Below are 19,028 nucleotides of genomic sequence, written 5' to 3'. Positions count from 1 at the left end.
ATGAAAATAAGCAAAACACTCTTTTCTTTATTTACCGCTGCCAGCCTAACTTGCTCAGCTATAAGCCAGGCACAGCAATATCAAATTCAACACTTAGAGCCACTGTCGTGGTGGACCAAGATGGCATCAAATAAGCTTCAACTCATGGTCCACGGTAATAACATTGCTCAGTTAACCCCTAAATTTACAACACCAGCGATTAAAGTTGTCGGTGTTCATCCAGGAGACAGTGCCAATTACCTGTTTATTGATCTGGAATTAGCAACCAGTTTAACACCGGGTAGTTATACGCTTGATTTTTATCATAAAAAAGACAAAGTATTATCAACACAATATCGTTTTAATGCTCGAAATACCCATTCAGCGGCAGATCAGTCTTTTAGCCCAAAAGATGTGATTTACTTAATTACCCCTGATCGCTTTGCTAATGGTGACCCGAGTAATGACAACCAGCCTACACTGAGCGAAGGACTAAATCGTAGCGCGAAAGGTGGGCGCCATGGTGGTGATATTCAAGGTATGATCAACCATTTAGATTACATAGCAGCAATGGGGTTTACCCAGATTTGGCCAAATCCTATGGTGGAAAATAATCAGCCAAATCATTCCTATCATGGTTATTCAGCAACAGATTTTTACCAAATAGATGCCAGATTTGGCACCAATGAACTCTATCAACAACTTTCTGAAAAAGCGCAGCAAAAAGGTCTAGGGCTAATCAAAGACGTGGTGTTAAACCATATCGGTTCTCAACATTGGTGGATGCAAGACTTACCAATGAAAGACTGGCTTAATTTTCAAGCTCAGTCATTTACCGGTACCCATCATAAGCGAGAAAGCTTACATGACCCATATGCCACTGAATATGATAAAACTCAATTTTCAGATGGTTGGTTTGTTCCTAGCATGCCAGATTTAAATCAGCGTAATCCATTTGTCAGCACTTACTTAATTCAAAATACATTATGGTGGATAGAATACGCCAATCTCACCGGATTAAGGGTTGATACCTTCTCTTATTCAGATCGAAAATTTCTTACCCGCTGGACCCAAGCCATTAGCCGTGAATATCCTAACATCAACATAGTCGGTGAAGAATGGACCACTAACCCGGCGATCGTGTCTTATTGGCAACGAGGTAAAATAAACCAGGACGGTTACCAAACAGATTTACCTAGTCTCATGGACTTTCCACTGCAGCAGGCGTTAGTTAATGCCCTGACAAAAGCAGAAAGCTGGAATACCGGTTTGAATCAGCTTTATCAGTCGTTGGCGAATGATTTTCTCTACCCAGATCCCGGTAATCTAGTCACTTTTACTGATAATCACGATATGAGCCGAATTTTCACTCAGCTGAACCAAGACGTTGCACGTTATAAAATGGCGATGAGCATTTTATTAACCACTCGTGGCATTCCACAGGTATTCTATGGCACAGAAATCGCGATGGCGAACCCTGGTACCGACGATCACGGCATCATTCGCAGTGACTTTCCCGGTGGCTGGTCAACTGACATTAGTAATGCTTTTAACGAAACTAACCTCAGTACGCAACAAACCGAGGTATTAAACTTCACTAAAACATTACTTAACTGGCGTAAAAGCGCGACAGCCATTCATCAAGGTAAGCTTGTTCATTATGCACCGAATAATGGGCTCTATGTCTATGGTCGATTGTTACCGCTCTCAATATCAGGCAACAATGTTATGGTTATCGTTAATAAGAATCAAAAACAAATCACGTTAAATCCAAACGATTACCCAGCAATAACCGGACAAAGCACCAAAGCGACAAACATTATCACTGAGCACGACTATGCTTTAACTAAGGAAATTAGCGTACAAGGTCACAGTGTAATGATCTTAGAACTAAAACGTTGAACGGTTATTTAAGCTGAATACGTATGCAGGCAGCTGTATTTTAATGCCGCTGCTTTTATGCTGTAGAAATTGATAAAACCCTCAGGAAATATAATGAAAAAAACACTGCTGGTTATAACCACCTGCTTATTATCTCCATTAGTCGCAGCTAAAACGGTTCAGGTAAGCTCGCCCGACAAGCATATTGTCGTCACCATTAACGATGACAAAGTACCTAGTTATCGCATTAGCTTTAATAAAGACAGTGCGCTCGAAGCGTCCCGTCTTGGCTTACGCTTTAAAAAGTCTGCCGAACTTGGCGAAGGCTTTACCATAGCGAACACCAAGCGCAGCACTAATGACAGCACCTGGCAACTTCCGTGGGGTGAACGTAAAAATGTTCGCGATCATCACAATGAACTGTTAGTAACCTTTAACGCCAATCGTCAGACATCAAACACTTTTAGTGTGCGTTTTAAAGTATTTAACGATGGTGTTGGTTTTCGTTATGAAGTGCCAAAACAAAAAGGCTTAGACGGCAATATTGAAATCACTGATGAATTAACTGAATTCAACGTTGGTCAACCACAAGACGTGACGGCTTGGTGGATCCCATCACGTGGCTGGAACCGTTATGAATATATTTATAACACTACGCCACTTAGCGAAGTCGATCATGTCCATACACCATTTACCTTTAAATTACCAAACGGTCATCACTTAAGTATTCACGAAGCAGCATTAGTGGATTACGCCGGCATGACCTTACAAAAGCAGCGCGGGGGAAATTTAAAAGCAGACCTAACCCCTTGGTATGACGGTGTTTTAGTGAGAAAAAACGCTAATTTCACTACCCCATGGCGCACCATACAAGTGAGTAAAGATGCGGTTGGACTATTAAACTCTGACTTGATTTTAAACCTTAACGAACCGAGTAAAATTGAAGATACCTCTTGGATAGAACCTGGCAAGTATGTCGGGATCTGGTGGGGTATGCATGTTGGAGAAACTACGTGGGGCAGCGGTGACAAACACGGTGCAACCACCAGTGAAACCAAACGCTATATGGATTTTGCCGCAAAATATGACTTTAAAGGCGTTCTCGTTGAAGGTTGGAACATCGGCTGGGATGGTCAATGGTACGATAATGGCGATGTCTTTAACTTTACTAAAGCCTATGATGACTTTGATATCAAAGAAATCACCGATTACGGTTTAGCAAAAGGTGTCCGTTTAATCGGTCATCACGAAACCTCAGGCAGCGTAACTAATTATCGCAACCAAATGGCTGATGCCTTTGCCCTGTATCAAAAACACGGGGTACGCCAAGTAAAAACTGGCTATGTCGCTGATGGCGGAAAAATTAAACGTATTGACGAAAATGGCATTGCCCGCATGGAATGGCACGATGGTCAGTTTATGTCGAACGAATACCTTTATAACGTAAAATTAGCAGCTAAATACCAGATCAGTATTAACACTCATGAACCGATTAAAGATACGGGTCTGCGCAGAACTTACCCTAACTGGATTGCCCGTGAAGGTGCCCGCGGACAAGAATATAACGCATGGGGCTCACCGCCTAACCCACCATCACACACGGCGATTTTACCTTTTACCCGCATGCTTTCAGGACCAATGGACTTTACTCCAGGCACGTTTGATATGGCATTTAAAGGCTTAGGTGCAGATACCGATCGTCCGCAAACCACCTTAGCGAAACAACTGGCATTATACGTAGTACTTTACAGTCCAATTCAAATGGCATCGGATCTGCCTCGTAACTATGAAGCGAATCTTCCGGCATTTCAGTTTATTCTAGATGTACCAACCGATTGGCAGGAAAGTAAAGCCATTGCCGGTGAAGTAGGTCAATATGTCGCTTTCGCTCGTCAAGAACGCGATGGTGATGATTGGTACTTAGGTGCATTAACCAATGAAGATGCCCGCACGCTGACCTTGCCATTAGACTTCTTAGACAGTAAAAAACGTTACCAGGCACAAATTTATCGTGATGGTAAAAATGCTAACTGGGTAGATAATCCTTATGAGATGATTATCGAGCAAAAAGAAGTCACAGCAAAAGATGTGCTTAATTTACCACTGGCAACCAGTGGTGGCGCAGCAATTCGTTTTAAAGCGCTTAACTAAACAGTTAACAACATTAGGTTTAAATAATGACGACATCAACAACGGCATCAGTTCAAAGCAAACCTAAGCTGAGTTTTTGGCAAATTTGGAACATCAGCTTTGGCTTTTTAGGGGTGCAGTTTGGCTTTGCTTTGCAAAATGCCAACGCCAGCAGGATCCTGTCCGACTTAGGTGCAGACTTACACTCACTTTCCTTGTTCTGGTTAGTCGCCCCTATTATGGGGCTGCTAATACAGCCGATTGTTGGTTCGGCATCCGATCGCACTTGGAATCGCATCGGCCGACGTAATCCCTATATTCTTATGGGCGGAATAGCCGCGGCGATCGGCATGTTATTAATGCCAAATTCCTCCACCATTGCCAGTGTGATCACGCCATTATTCTTTGGTGCCATGATGCTGGCATTAATGGATGCCTCTTTTAATGTCGCGTTTCAGCCATTTCGTGCCTTGGTCTCAGATATGGTGCCAGATGAGCAACGCAATATCGGTTACTCGGTGCAATCGCTACTGATTAATATTGGTGCGGTTTGTGGTTCAATATTACCTTTTGTTTTAACCAATATTATTGGCTTAGAAAACACTGCACCAACTGGTGAAGTTGCGCCCTCAGTTATCTGGGCATTTTATCTTGGTGCCAGCGTAATGTTTGGTTCCGTGCTGTGGACTGTGCTCAGAACCAAAGAGTATGCACCAGGGCAATATGGTTTATCAGCCCATGATAACGTTACACAACCGCGCTCAATACTCGCGAAACTGGCTAATTTCTTTCGCTTAATGAAGACTATGCCCACAACGATGAAACAACTGGCACTGGTACAATTATTTTCATGGTTTGCATTATTTATTATGTGGGTCTATACCATGCCGGCAATTACCCAACATATTTGGGGCATAGATGCTAAGTGGTTCGATCCGGATTACTTAGCCAGCGTCAACACTATTCCAGCCCATATTGCTGCCGCTAAAGGCGCTGCGGGTGACTGGGTCGGTATTATCTTTGCCGCCTATTCACTGTTTGCCGCGATATTCTCGGTATTTCTGGCAAAAATCGCCAATAAGCTTGGCCGTAAACTGACCTATTCAATGTCGTTAGTTGCCGGCGGCTTAGGTTATTTAAGTATCTTCTTTTTACATGATCCAAGCTTAACGACAGTAAACTTATTAATCACTCAAGTAGAAGTGCCAACAGGCGCTGTTGCACTGCTTATTCCAATGATAGGAGTAGGAATCGCTTGGGCGGCGATTTTAGCCATGCCTTACGCTATTTTGGCAGGTAGCATTCCGGTTAAACAAACCGGGGTTTATATGGGGATTTTTAACTTTACTATCGCGGCGCCACAAATAATCTCTGGACTATTTGCCGGTTGGATCCTGACCGCAATTTTCGATAATCAGGCAATTTACATTCTAATGATGGCTGGTGCATCAATGTTATTAGCGGCGTTTTCAGTTTACTTTGTTGACGATAAAGTCAGCGAGCCAAATGGCGTAAAGCGCGAAACAGTAACCGCTTAGTTTTCAACAGCTGATGCTTGCTCTTATCACACCGGCAACAATCTATACTCACGAGTAGCTCAAAAGTAAATCCAAATAAAAAAGCCCGGCTAAGTGTTACTTAGTCGGGCTTTGTTTATCAGATTAAAGCGATTAACTGCCGCAGGATTTAATCGTATTCAGCAAATAACTTTAATACTCCGCTATCCTTACCAACATTTTTGTAAACCACCATTCAACCTTGCTTAGTGAGCAACATACTTAAACGAATGTATTCCACTATCTGAACCGAATAACGCTCCGGTTTCATCAAAAAAATGATAAATGAACTTGACAAAATATATTCCGTTTATATCTGCAATCACTTCAAACTCATCGGTATTATAAATATAACAATTATCTTGACTAACATCGCAATAATTAACTCCAGCACCATCCAACTTATAATAATCATGATAAATGCGGTTATCGGCTATTCGCCAGGTAAATACACCATATTCTCCAGAGTGTGTATGCCACTCATTACCTGAAAGAAACGTCTGCCAATTACCTATGTTTTCAGTTTGAAAATCCACCCTGGACAATGAATACGATAAATATGAATCTAAAGGAGGCCTTTCAATTGCACCAAAATACCAATAGCCAGCCGTAATCTGCGGTACCGTAATATTCGCTTTTTTTACAAGGTAAGCACTACTGACCCCATTGACTACACCATCTTGTATATGTGTAATCAAGAACCGCGGTACACCATAAAAATCTGCGATGTACTGATATCTAACTGAAATATTATCTTGATAAGTTAATAGCAGCTCATTATTTATAATCTGCCAGTTGCCAGTTAATTCTTCACTATTAGTGAGCATTTCAACAAAGGTACCATTTTCATTAAAATTAACTAGACCGGCAGATGGTGAAATGCGATATTCATCGTTGAACACACGTTTTTTATTATGTAGTGTCGTAAGGTAATATTCACCTTTAATCTTTGGAAGCTCACGTGAAAAATAATGGCGAACTGTTTTATAAAAAACAGGAATATCGTTATCACAGTACAGATTGGCTTCAGTAGCTTCTGTTTTTTGCAAATACACTGAATATTGCGCTGTTGTATATAACTGCGTTAATTCAATCGAGCTAGGTGTGAAATAAGAGCTACCCCACGCTCCACCAGCACAATAATGCGTTTGTGACTCACTAATAGCATTTGTTGAACTATCAAAAGTAATTTTTAACTGATTGCCTGTTTGCTGCCAATCATATGAAATATTTACATTGCCGATTGAATCGGAATAGTTACCACCATCTTCAGAAAGCGCTATATTTATCGGGTAGTACAAACCGCTGTTAGTATTACGTAGCGCTGTAGATGGCACCAATAAATGATGCCCTTGAGTTAACCTACTTGGGTAACGACTTAATTCGGAATTAGTTGCTAAATCTGTATAAGCCTGATGGTATAAGGCGCTATTATATTCTCGCCACACTGCCATTTGTTGGTTCATTTGCTCAGTAGATTTAATAAACTCATTAACCGTGGTAAAACCACCAGGTAAAGTCAGACCATTATCTTGATTAACTAACATTGCGGCTATGGTCATTTGCAATAGATAAAAGCTATCCGCGTCATACTGAGCGTCTATTAACTCAGCTATGTTATTTAATTCATGGCCTTCATGCATTACATCAATTAACTCGTATTCTGCTGTCGTTAAATCAGTAATATTCTTATGGATGACAAAATTATCATTTTCATCAACGTCAGCTAATAGGCTAGCTAAATCCCCCAAATAAGCGCGTAAGTTGTAATTTTCAGCTGCATTATCAACATAAGCAATTAATAAGCTATCTGGCTCAACTGTTTGTAATTCAATAGCGTAGTTGCCTTGCTCATCAGTCGTAGTCGTTAATTCTTGCTCTCCAAGTTTAATAGCAACTTCTAATCCTGACTGCTGATACCCGACTACTTTTCCCTGTAAATTAATGGCAGTACCGACCTTAACAGTAACAGTGCTTGAGTCAGATGCACCATGGCTATCCACTAAAGTATATTCAAACTCATCATCACCAACATAATCAGTGATTGGTTGGTAATTTAACTTACCATCAACGATAGTTACATTGCCATGCAACGCCGCTGATACGGTTTGAATAGTTAAAGTATCATCAATGACATCTTTATCATTCGCGAGTACGTCAATAGCTATGCTTTTATTTTTTAAAGTATAAACACTGTCGTCACTGGCTATTGGTTCAACATTATCTATGCTGATAGTCAGTTTTGCCTCACTTTGCCCATCATAGCCATCATTTACGGTATAGTTGATAGTTTCATTACCGGCATAGCCTGGAGTTGGGTTATAAACTATTTTATTGTTTTCAATGCTAGCGTTACCATGATTCACTCCGTCAAGGGCCGATATAGTTAAGACATCGCCCAGAGCGTCACTATCATTTCCAAGTACATCTACCGTGATACTTTCGTTTTGCTTAATACTTGCTTCATCATCATTCGTTGTTGGTATAACATTCGCGATATTCACGCTAACCCTTGCCGTCGCTTCATCTCCTAAACTGTCTTCTATTATGTAAATAAAGCTATCTTCACCAACAAAACCACTTGTCGGTGTATAGGTTAATATGCCTTCTATAAGCTCAACTGAGCCATGTGCTGGCACCGAAGTACTAGTAACCGTTAATTGATGCTTTCCTACAGACAGGTCATTGGCAAGTACGTCAATTTCAACATTGCTACTTTGCTGTGTTTGTACAATGTCATCAACAGCGGTTGGTGGAATATTATAAACAGTTAAGTTAACGGTGGCCGTTGCTTCTTGACCAATGCTATCTTTAATGGTGTACGAAAAATTGTCATTACCGACAAACCCATCTGTAGGTGTATAAATAATATTGTGGTCATTCTGTAGCACGCTACCGTTACTTGCTTCTGTTACCGAAGCCAAAGTAAAACTATCGACATCGCTATCATTTGCCAGAACGTCAAGTTCCGTCGATACGTTCATGCCGACCTCAATAGCATCATTATTGGCAACCGGTGGATTATTAGAAGCAGGTTTGGTTGTAGCTGATTCAGAGCTTGAACCTGAACCTCCGCCACAACCTACGAGTGATATCAGCAACATAGCTGAAACCATATGTTTTAATTTCATAATGATAAAAATCCGTTTGTTTTTATTGTTTTGAAATAGGCGAAATTTAAAGCACCATATGTTACAGAATATTACAAGAAATTAACAATTAATATTCACTTATAGGCAAATAATTGTATTAATAGAAAAGATAAAGAGGTTTTTTAGATATACGCAAAGAATTAAATCGCTAGTTACCGCAGGATTTACGCACGATCAGTGTCGTTGGCATCAGAGTCGTTTCAGGGGTTTCTCCATTAATTAGCGCAATCAAATTATCGACTAATAACTCCCCCGCTAGTTTAGTGTCTTGCTTTGCCGTCGTTAATGCCGGAATGGTAAAGCTGGCAACCGCGATATCATCAAAGCCAACCACTGCAACCTGTTCAGGAATTTTAATACCATGCTCCTGCAATGCCCGCATAGCACCAATGGCAATTAAATCGCTGGCGCCAAATATCGCATCAAACTCGATGCCTTTTTTAATTAATTGACAGGCTGCCTGATAACCGGAATCTTCCACCGAAATCGCATCAATTTGCAACTCACTGTTTATCGACAATTTATTATCGGTTAACGCCTGACAGAAGCCGTGATAACGGTCGAGAAATTCCGGCGAGTGGCTGGAGGCATCTCCTAAAAACGCAAACTTAGTACGACCATTTTTAATCACATGCTCAGTGATCTGATAACCGCCATGAAAGTTGTCGCAGCCAACCGAGACTATCTTGTCATTTTTCACCGGTGCACCCCAGCGAATAAAGTGCGTGTTTTGCTGGCTTAACTGCAGCAGCTTTTCTTCATAATCAACAAAATCGCCATAACCAAGTAAAATCAGGCCATCGGCTTTTTTACTGTCTTCAAAATCTGCATGCCAGTCATTGCTTGATTGTTGAAACGAAACTAACAGATCATAACCTTTTTGCGCACAGGCGCGGGTGATACTGCCAAGCATAGACAAAAAAAACGGATTAATTAACGAGTCATCATTAGTAGGGTCTTCAAATAACAATAAGGCAATGGTATTACTTTGCTGGGTTCGCAGGCTGCTGGCGTGCTTATCGACTTTGTAATTCAATTCCCGAGCTATTTGCTGCACTTTCAACCGGGTTTCTTCATTAACTAATGGACTATTGCGCAAGGCACGAGACACGGTAGATTGTGACACCCCCGCTTTATAGGCAATATCAAATGATGTTGCTTTAGCCATGAAAAAACCTCTTAACTAGTACTTAATAAATAACCTAAGGTTAAATAGTACCCTAGAATGCTACGCAAAACATTAACTTAATATAGCGATTTTAATACTATCTAGACATTAATAATCAACATTTTTCATAGTGTTATTATCAAACGCAATGTAAATGCTCTGGCAAAACGGCAACGGGTACTTAACGCTTATCAATTTAACGCCGATTTAAGTTTATAATCATTAGGTCTAGCAGCTTTTGCTGCATACATAGCGACATCAGTACTGTGCAGCATATCTTTGCTATCACGACCATAACTGCGCACACCGTCCATCACATCAGATTGCAACCGGCCTAGAACAAACAACCGTAAATGAACAACAAATAACTAAACCCACAATCCTCCTTAAATATTTGCATTCATAAGCTGAAATATTCCCTTAGCTCAAATACCTGCATGGGTATAATTTAGCTATTGGACGAATAATAATTAATTAAATTAAGCTAAGTATAGATAAAAGAAGAGGATATATAGGATAGAGGCGTGTTGAACTTTACACAAAATTTATACTGTAAAGTTCACCCCGCTAAAATAACCACCTTAGATCAACAGATGGTTATAGATAGATATCAAGTGAGCTAAGAAGAATTACATTTCTTCTAGTCGTTTACCCCGAGTCTCTTTAACAAAGCGTATGATAAAGAACACGCTGATCAATGCCGATATCGCATAGAAGCCATAAGCCCCTGACAACCCTATGCTACCTAACATTATCGGGAAACTCATAGTAATGGCAAAATTAGCAATCCACTGCGCACTGGCGGCAACAGCTAACGCAGCACCACGAATGCGGTTATTAAACATTTCCCCTAGTAGTACCCAGACAATCGGTCCCCAGCTTAAGCCAAAAAATACCACGAATAAATTAGCCATCACTAATGCAACCGTCCCCATAGTTTCAGTTAATGCTAGTTTGCCTAATTCATCAAAGCCCGCATTGCCAAAAATAAAGGTCAAACTGCTCAAGCAAACAAACATCCCGACACTACCTACCAGTAACAACGGCTTACGACCAACTTTGTCCACTAAGGCAATCGCGATAAAAGTAGATAAAATATTAGTAATACCTGTCATCACATTAATCAATAAAGACTGAGATTCATCAAAACCGGCGGCTTGCCAAAGTTCAGCGCCATAATAAAACACCACATTAATACCAACAAACTGCTGGAATACCGACAGCGCTATCCCGACCCAGACAATGGGGTGGATTTTACCCGTTTTCTCGATAAAGAGATCGGCAATACTTGGCTTCTTATCTCCGTGCAGCGATTGCTGAACATCAGCAATTTGTGCTTGTGTATCGCGCATCGATATCCGTTTAAATACTTGCGCGGCCTTATCTGTCATCCCTTGAGCCACCAAATAGCGAGGAGACTCAGGGATAAACAATACCCCAATAAAAAACAGGGTCGATGGAATTAACTCGACCCAAAACATCCAACGCCAAGCCGGAATGTCAAAGAGAAATAGTGCTTCTGCGCTACCTGCGTTAGACGCTATCATGTAATTACTTAAAAACGCAGCAAATAAACCCAGTACTATGGCTAGCTGCTGCAAAGTAGCAAAACGGCCTCTCAACGCCGCAGGTGATACTTCAGCAATATAAGCGGGTGCCAGCACAGACGCAGCACCAATACCTAAACCACCGAATAAACGATAAAAGATAAATTCCGCTGAAGTTTCTGCAATACCTGATCCCCAAGCACTAGTAGCAAAAATTAACGCAGTAATGATCATAATGATGCGACGACCATAACGATCCGCCAGCGGTCCAGCGGCTAATGCCCCGAGTGCACAACCAAGTAATACTGAAGCAACATTAAAACCGGTAGAAATATCAGAAGCGTTAAATGCTTTACCTAAGGCACTGACCGTACCGTTAATAACCCCAGAATCAAAACCAAACAAAAAGCCGCCAATAGCGGCAACCACTGAAATAAAAAACACATATAACGTGGAATATTCTTGTTGGTGGTCATCAGGAAACGCTTTATTAAACGCTTCAGAAGGTGAACTACTACTCATTTATTTTTTACCCTTATTATTTTATTTATTGTTATTAATACTGTGCAGGCCGATATCAGCAACGGCTCTTAATTAGCTCAAATTTTTAGCCTGCAAATTTCAATAATATTTTATCGTTTGCCACCCGTTGATAGCTGATATTAAAATTACGATTTAATACATCTAACAAACCATTAACGTCGCCTGTTTTAAACATACCGGCTACCTGCACCTGACGTAGCTTTTCATCGTCCGAAAGTTCAAATTCTATATCGGTATAGCGGCTAATTTCTGCCATCGCATCCGCTAATTGTTCCCCACGAAAAATAAGGTTACCCTGACGCCAAGATAAACTGGCAGCAAGCTCTCCGGCATCTACTTTCACTACTTGTTCTGCTTTTTGGCCGGTTAAGTCTAAGTCGACTTTTTCACCTTTTGAGATTGCCATTGAACTGGCCGGTAAACGGCTCGTCATAGGCGTAACGTCGTTATCTTTCGTTACTAACGGTTGCTCTGCAACCAGCACCTTACCATCAGTAACAATAAGCTCGACCAGCTCATTACGTACTTCGACATTAAAAGCAGTACCTACCGCCTGGATCACCTTGCCACCGACAACCACACTGAGTGGACGAGATTTATCATGCGCGACATCAATATGAATTTCACCTCGTTGTAATTCAATCACTCGCGCAGCTGGCGTATAAGTAATCTGGACAAAACTATTGGTATTTAACACCATTTTACTGTTATCCGGTAAATTGATGGTGCTACTTTCCCCAACCTGAGTTTGATAATGCATCTGTTTCGCCACTACAGACGCCTGTTCGGCGTTGCCGAATATCGAGCTCTGAAAACCAGCATAATAAATACCTAAAGTCAGCATCACGATAACCGATGCTGCAACGGCTCCTAGCCATTTAGGAAATGTTTTTTGCTGCTGACTTGGCGGAAACAAATCAGCTAAGCGGCTAAGCTCATCCATTTTGTCCCAGAGTTGCGCCACTTCAAATAAGACTTCAACATGTTGATTATCAAGCGCTAACCACTGCTGCAACTGATATTGCTCATCGTTACTTAAGCCACGATCAAGTTTGGCAATCCAATCACTGGCTTGCGCTAAAATCTGCTCTTCCTGACTCTGTTGCTCTTGTTTTAATTGGGAGTGCTCATGAAATTGATGAATATTACTCATAAGTCCCTCCTGTACTCACTTTGCTCACTTGAGCTGAGTTCTTGTCTTGTTGCCCGCCATTGCGTGTAACATTACGCATAAATAAGGTGCAACGCTTCATACCCGACGATATATGCTTTTCCACGGTACTTTCACTAAGGTTTAATTGGCTTGCTATTTCTTTTTGCGAATAGCCATATACTTTCTTTAAAACAAACACTTTACGACACTGCAGTGGTAACTGTCTAACTGCCTGACAAAAGTGAGCAAACTCACTATCAGTCACTGCATTTTCGTAGACTTCATCTTTAGTTTGTTCTGTTAATAATTGCTCTAATGCTTCAACATTTTCTAAACTATCTACTAGCTTAATATGAGCCTGTTTTTGATAGTCCAACGCCAAATTTCTTGCGGTTTTAAACATGAAAGATTTTGGCGAAGAAATATGCGCTTTATTGTCGATTTGACAAATTCTGACATAAGTTTCCTGCACTATGTCTTCTATTTCATGTGGCGGCACAATACGGGCAACCAAGCGAGAAATACTTTTTCTCGACGCTAAATAGGCTTTATAAAATAATGTGTCATTCGACATTATGTTCCACTCAACAACGGCTTATTCAGAGCGTTATGCTCATCTGTGTTTCGCCAGTAACAGGAGGCGATATCTAGTAGACGAATGAGCTTAATAAATCCGCCAATAAAACTTCAGTTTTTTTCTGTTTCATTATTTAAGCGCTTTGGTTAAAGCTTGTAATTACAGTATGAACTGTAATAAGGTTTTTGATAGATGAAAACGTATGCAATGTAATAAAAACATTATAAAAAAGACGCATACAGGCTTAATATCCAGGATAAACAGCTAGTTATACAGCATGCTACCAACTTTTTTCGTTCCGATGCCAACAGCTGAAAACAATAATAATTAGGCAATCAAATAGTGCACTATGAGCGGTCAGCCAAAAATAATGAATAATATTTTAAACAAATTTATATGGAGGAAAATTACACGCCAGTCGTCCTTGTTGAATGTATGGGGAAAATCCCTGTACACGGAATATCAAAAAATACGTTTACGTTTAATAGTTTTATTCCTGATGTTCAGTTTATCCACCACAGTGGTAACTGCTGGAGAAAAACACGAAAAGGTTATTTTTAATATTCCCAGACAAAGAGCCGACTTATCACTAATAAGTTTTGCAGAACAAGCCGACATCACCTTGCTGTTTCCAATGAAAAACATTGCAGACAAGCAAACCAACGCTGTGATTGGTGAGTATTCGATAATGAATGCCCTCAATTTGCTGCTAAAAGATAGCGGTCTCAAAACTGACATTAGCGAAAGTGGGCAGTTATCTATCTTAATAGATCCAAGTTTTGAGAGAAAAAACGACATGGCGAATTATAAAAAAAATAAAGTTTCCAGTGCAGTACTCGCAGTATTGAGTGCCGTTGCCGCAGTACCGGCCAGCGCAGATACCGCAGCAAAGGAAATTGAAGTAATAGAAGTTAGGGGGATCAAGGGAGCATTAGGCCGGGCAATGGATGCCAAACGCGAAGCTGGTGGTGTGGTCGACTCAATTTCTGCAGAAGATATCGGTAAGTTTCCCGATACTAACCTAGCAGAATCGCTGCAACGCATTACCGGTGTTTCCATCGATCGCTCTGGTGGTGAAGGCCAGTTAATTACCGTACGTGGCTTTGGTCCGCAGTTTAATACTGTGCTGGTTAACGGCCGGCAAATGGCGTCAGAAAATCAAAGCCGTGCCTTTAGTTTTGATACCATTGCATCTGAATTAGTTAAAAGCTTAGATGTCCATAAAACCTCTACCGCCACCATGCAGTCAGGTGGCATTGGCTCAACTGTAAATGTTAACACCGCAAAACCTTTTGCGATTAACGGCTTTAAAGTTGCCGGTAGTATCAAAGGCATTTACGACGGCAATAGCGAAGAAACCTCACCACAAGTATCAGCGCTGATCAGCAATACCTTTAATGATGATACGTTTGGGGTGCTATTTGCTATTTCTCATCAGGAACGTGAAACCAGACTTAATCAGGCACAAATGGATGGTTGGTTAGAAAACGTTGGTGTGCCAAATCCAATGACCGAAAGCGGCCAAGCATACAGCGGCAATATTTTTTCACCACGTAACTATGATCATAAAGTTACCACGGAAGATCGTACTCGTACCAACGCCAATTTAGTATTGCAGTACGCACCATCTGATAACCTCATTGTCACGGCTGATGCGCTTTATTCAGATTTTGATGTAGAAACAGACACTACTTCTTATGGTCACTGGTTTACTGCACCTAACCTTGAAGGTTTTGGCGATGCTGCTGGTCCAACGGTTGATGAAAACGGTACTGTGATCGATTTGTATCAAGAAGTTGGTTTAGCTACCGATATGCATGCAAAAAAATTCGACCGCTTGACGGAGTCCAGCGCGTTAGGACTAAATTTTGACTGGGATGTCAATGATAACCTCAATATGAAGTTCGATATCAGCCATTCAAATGCCGAACGTGCCGCCAACAATGGGCGTGGTGATCAGTTATCACTTATTGGTTATGCCAACCGTGTTCGCTTTCAAGTGGATGATAATATTTTGCCTTATGCCAGTGAGTTTGCCAGCGCTAACCCCAATATTTACAGTGGTCAGCAAGAACAAGATAACACCGCTTACGATCCTAACGTCACCCCAGATGGCGTTTCTGATCATTTAGATCCCGCCAATAGCCGTGCGCATGTCATGTTACGCCGTGGTTGGGCAGTGGAAGATACTGTTGATCAATTTCGCTGGGACAGCACCTGGTTAGACGATGGCGACAGTGGTTTAGTCGCGGTTAAATTTGGTGCTATGTACTCAGCTGAAACTAAAACGTTAGAGCGTTGGGATAATGAAGGCGAAGGTATTCACTGTGCGTTTTGTGGTTACCCGGATGCACCGAACATGGATGCATTTGAACAATATGTTTTCAACGCCGGCAGTGACTTTTTAAGTGACGTTAGTGGTAGCGGTCGCATGCCTACCTCATGGCTTGCCCATGATGGCGAAGCAAACTTTGCGTTTTTAGAGCAATATGCCGCCGCCAATGGCAATCCGATCAGCTTCGATGCGGTTAAGCGCAATAAGTCATATGAAGTGACGGAAACAACCTTCTCCTTGTATGCCGAGTTTGATTTTGAAACTGAACTTGCCGGCATGCCATTATCGGCAACCGCAGGTATGCGCTATGAATCTACCGATGTTGACGTTGATGGTACCGATGAACCAGTGTCTGAATTAGTGATCTTAGATAAAACTGAAATGCTTGCCAGCTACGGCGCGGCACAATCGATCACCAAAAGCTCAGATTATGAAGCAATCTTGCCAAACATCAGTGTGAAATTGGAAATCAGTGATGAACTGATCGCCCGTCTGGCAGCGTCGCAAACCATTACCCGTCCGACACTAGATAGTATGTCGCCAGTAACGGTTATTGGTACTACTCGTCAAGGGGGGAACTTAACCTCAAGTTCAGGTAACCCTGAGTTAGAACCATTTACTTCTGACAACTTAGATTTATCACTGGAATGGTACTATGCCGATGCTAGCTATTTATCAGCCGGTTATTTCAGAAAAAATGTCGCCAACTTTATTATCAATTCAACTGAGCAAATTACCTTTGAAACGGCTAATGGTGGCCTGTTAACCGATCCATCAACCGGTAATGATGTTGATAACCCAGATGCCGCTGATGGCGTAGCAACCTTCACCAATACCTTACCGAATAACAGTGAATCAGCGATTGTTGACGGCTGGGAAATCGCGCTGCAACATACCTTTGACAGCGGTTTTGGTTTAATGGCTAATGCCACTATCGTTGATAGCGATGCAGACTTAGATCCCGCAGATATTTCACAGGTTTTTGCATTAACGGGTTTAAGTGACTCATATAACCTAGTTGGCTTTTATGAAAATGGCCCATTACAAGCACGTATTGCCTACAATTGGCGAGACAGTTTTGTGCAGTCACTGACCCAGCAAAACGGTGATGGTGTCACTATTGTTGAAGACTATGCGCAGGTAGATGCCAGCGCTAGCTATGATGTTACCGAAAACATTACTCTCTTCCTTGAGGGCATTAACCTCACTGAAGAATATGTACATAAACGTGGTCGTTTTAAAAATCAGCTGTTATTAGTTGAAGACAGTGGCCGTCGCTTTGCTTTCGGTGTTCGCGGTACATTTTAACCGCAACAATAAGAACGGTTATTGCGCTGCAATAACCGTTCTTTGTTTAATAACAAGTAAATCAGTGACTACTTATGAAAACGAACACTCAAGCTAATCACCATACCACTAATGCCATTAACACTGTGGTAGTGGTCGGTGGTGGTATCGCCGGCTGGTTAACTGCCGGACGTATTGCCGCTAAACATAAGGCGGCTGACAACAAGAACATCAATGTTGTCTTAATTGAATCCCCTACAGTTCCAGCTATCGGAGTTGGTGAAGGAACCTGGCCGACAATGCGCAGCACCTTGATCGCTTTGGGGATCAGTGAGACCGACTTTATTCGAGAGTGTGATGCCAGCTTTAAACAAGGGGCTAAGTTTGCCAAGTGGGTCGACGGCACTGAAAATGACTTCTACTATCACCCGTTAGTATTACCGCAAGGCTTTGGCAAAGACGATCTTGCCGCCTATTGGCACACATTAAACAGAGCGGATAAATCGTCATTTTCCAATGATGTCTGTTTTCAAGAAGCTATCTGTGAACAACACTTAGCACCGAAAACCATCAGAACACCCGAGTTTAGTGCCGTAGCCAATTATGCTTACCACCTAGACTCTGGTAAATTTGCCGTGTTTTTACAAAAGCACTGTTGCGATAAGCTTGGAGTACAACATATTGTTGATGATGTGATTGCCGTCAACAGCAAAGAAAATAATGACATAGCATCGTTATCAACTCAGCAACATGGCGCACTTCACGGTGATTTATTTGTCGATTGTACCGGCTTTACTTCGCTGTTGTTAGGGCAACATTTTCAGGTACCATTTAAGCCCTGTGATGATGTGTTATTTATCGATACCGCGCTCGCCGTGCAAGTGCCTTATGAAAATGAAAACACCGCGATCGCTTCCCATACAATTTCTACCGGACAAGAAGCTGGCTGGATTTGGGATATCGGACTCCAGCATCGCCGTGGTGTTGGCTATGTATATGCCAGTAAGTACAGTTCTGAGCAGCAAGCACGCGAAGTATTGGCGCAATATATTGGTCAACCTTTGGATTCACACAACGTCAGAAAAATTCCGATAAAAAGTGGTCACCGAACTAAGTTTTGGCAAAATAATTGTGTTGCCGTTGGATTATCGGCTGGCTTTTTAGAACCTCTGGAAGCATCAGCATTAGTGTTAGTGGAATTATCCGCAGAGATGATCAGCGAACAATTACCGGTGACCCGTGAAGTCATGGATGTGGTTGCTAAGCGTTTTAACGAGACCTTTTTATATCGCTGGGACAGGATCATCGACTTCCTCAAACTGCATTATATTTTAAGCAAACGCACTGATAATGCTTTTTGGACAGATAATAGGCACCCTGACACTATCCCGGAAAGCCTGCAGGACCTGATGCGACTATGGCAACATCGCTCACCGGCCGATTATGACTTTACCAGCAACAATGAAGTATTTCCGGCTGCGAGTTATCAGTATGTTTTATATGGTATGGGCTTTAAAAGTGATTATCGCCATTTACAACATCAGCTAAATAATCCGGCTTTTGCTACAGAGCAATTTGCAAAAAATAAACACATGATCAATCAGGCAACGAGTTCACTACCCACCAATCGGGAGTTGCTCAATAAAATTCGCCAATATGGCTTAGCTACCATTTGATCCGATAGCAATTTAACTTGGCAGAAAGCCAGTGATGTAACGAA

General features: G+C 41.6%; 11 protein-coding genes. 5 read left to right on the top strand and 6 right to left on the bottom strand.

The window, feature by feature from the left end; genetic code table 11:
• The 3 genes from QQK06_RS12140 (at position 1) to QQK06_RS12130 (ending at position 5,528) form a co-directional block, all read left to right on the top strand.
• Positions 1 to 1,881, top strand: coding sequence for a glycoside hydrolase family 13 protein (locus QQK06_RS12140; protein WP_284244960.1), 1,881 nt, complete (start codon positions 1 to 3; stop codon positions 1,879 to 1,881).
• A gap of 93 nt (positions 1,882 to 1,974) precedes the next feature.
• Complete coding sequence (locus QQK06_RS12135) at positions 1,975 to 4,011, top strand: glycoside hydrolase family 97 protein (protein ID WP_284244959.1); 2,037 nt, start codon at positions 1,975 to 1,977, stop codon at positions 4,009 to 4,011.
• A gap of 26 nt (positions 4,012 to 4,037) precedes the next feature.
• Entirely contained in the window at positions 4,038 to 5,528 is a 1,491-nt protein-coding gene (locus QQK06_RS12130; protein ID WP_284244958.1) for an MFS transporter, read from the top strand.
• A gap of 224 nt (positions 5,529 to 5,752) precedes the next feature.
• Here the strand turns inward: QQK06_RS12130 and QQK06_RS12125 are convergent, their stop codons facing one another.
• The 6 genes from QQK06_RS12125 to QQK06_RS12100 form a co-directional block, all read right to left on the bottom strand.
• On the bottom strand, positions 5,753 to 8,677 hold the full coding sequence (locus QQK06_RS12125) for a cadherin-like domain-containing protein (RefSeq protein WP_284244957.1): 2,925 nt from the start codon (positions 8,675 to 8,677) through the stop codon (positions 5,753 to 5,755).
• A gap of 169 nt (positions 8,678 to 8,846) precedes the next feature.
• Positions 8,847 to 9,866, bottom strand: coding sequence for a LacI family DNA-binding transcriptional regulator (locus QQK06_RS12120; RefSeq protein WP_284244955.1), 1,020 nt, complete (start codon positions 9,864 to 9,866; stop codon positions 8,847 to 8,849).
• 191 nt (positions 9,867 to 10,057) lie between these two features.
• Positions 10,058 to 10,195, bottom strand: a complete 138-nt coding sequence (locus QQK06_RS12115; RefSeq protein ID WP_284244954.1) for a hypothetical protein — start codon at positions 10,193 to 10,195, stop codon at positions 10,058 to 10,060.
• Between the two features lie 300 nt (positions 10,196 to 10,495).
• Positions 10,496 to 11,935 carry a sugar porter family MFS transporter gene (locus QQK06_RS12110; RefSeq protein WP_284244953.1) on the bottom strand — a complete coding sequence of 480 codons (1,440 nt, stop codon included), beginning with the start codon at positions 11,933 to 11,935 and terminating at the stop codon, positions 10,496 to 10,498.
• An 85-nt stretch (positions 11,936 to 12,020) separates the two neighbouring features.
• A complete protein-coding gene (locus QQK06_RS12105) occupies positions 12,021 to 13,109 on the bottom strand; it encodes a FecR family protein (RefSeq protein WP_284244952.1) in 1,089 nt (362 codons plus the stop codon).
• Positions 13,102 to 13,683: an RNA polymerase sigma factor gene (locus QQK06_RS12100; protein WP_284244951.1), complete on the bottom strand. Its 582-nt coding sequence runs from the start codon at positions 13,681 to 13,683 to the stop codon at positions 13,102 to 13,104. The genes QQK06_RS12105 and QQK06_RS12100 overlap by 8 nt, the downstream gene beginning before the upstream one ends.
• Positions 13,684 to 14,482: 799 nt before the next feature.
• On the opposite strand from QQK06_RS12100, the gene QQK06_RS12095 reads away from it, so the two are divergent.
• Together QQK06_RS12095 and QQK06_RS12090 are read left to right on the top strand one after the other, a co-directional pair.
• Positions 14,483 to 17,329: a TonB-dependent receptor gene (locus QQK06_RS12095; RefSeq protein WP_284246616.1), complete on the top strand. Its 2,847-nt coding sequence runs from the start codon at positions 14,483 to 14,485 to the stop codon at positions 17,327 to 17,329.
• Positions 17,330 to 17,403: 74 nt separating this feature from the next.
• Complete coding sequence (locus tag QQK06_RS12090) at positions 17,404 to 18,984, top strand: tryptophan halogenase family protein (RefSeq protein ID WP_284244949.1); 1,581 nt, start codon at positions 17,404 to 17,406, stop codon at positions 18,982 to 18,984.
• The last annotated feature ends 44 nt before the right edge of the window (positions 18,985 to 19,028 follow it).

Origin of the sequence: Thalassotalea insulae, assembly GCF_030161395.1 — a bacterium.
In the GTDB taxonomy this organism is placed as follows: Bacteria; Pseudomonadota; Gammaproteobacteria; order Enterobacterales; family Alteromonadaceae; genus Thalassotalea_E; species Thalassotalea_E insulae.
Note: the sequence above shows the minus strand (reverse complement) of the source record. Positions and strands in the feature narration are given on the sequence as shown.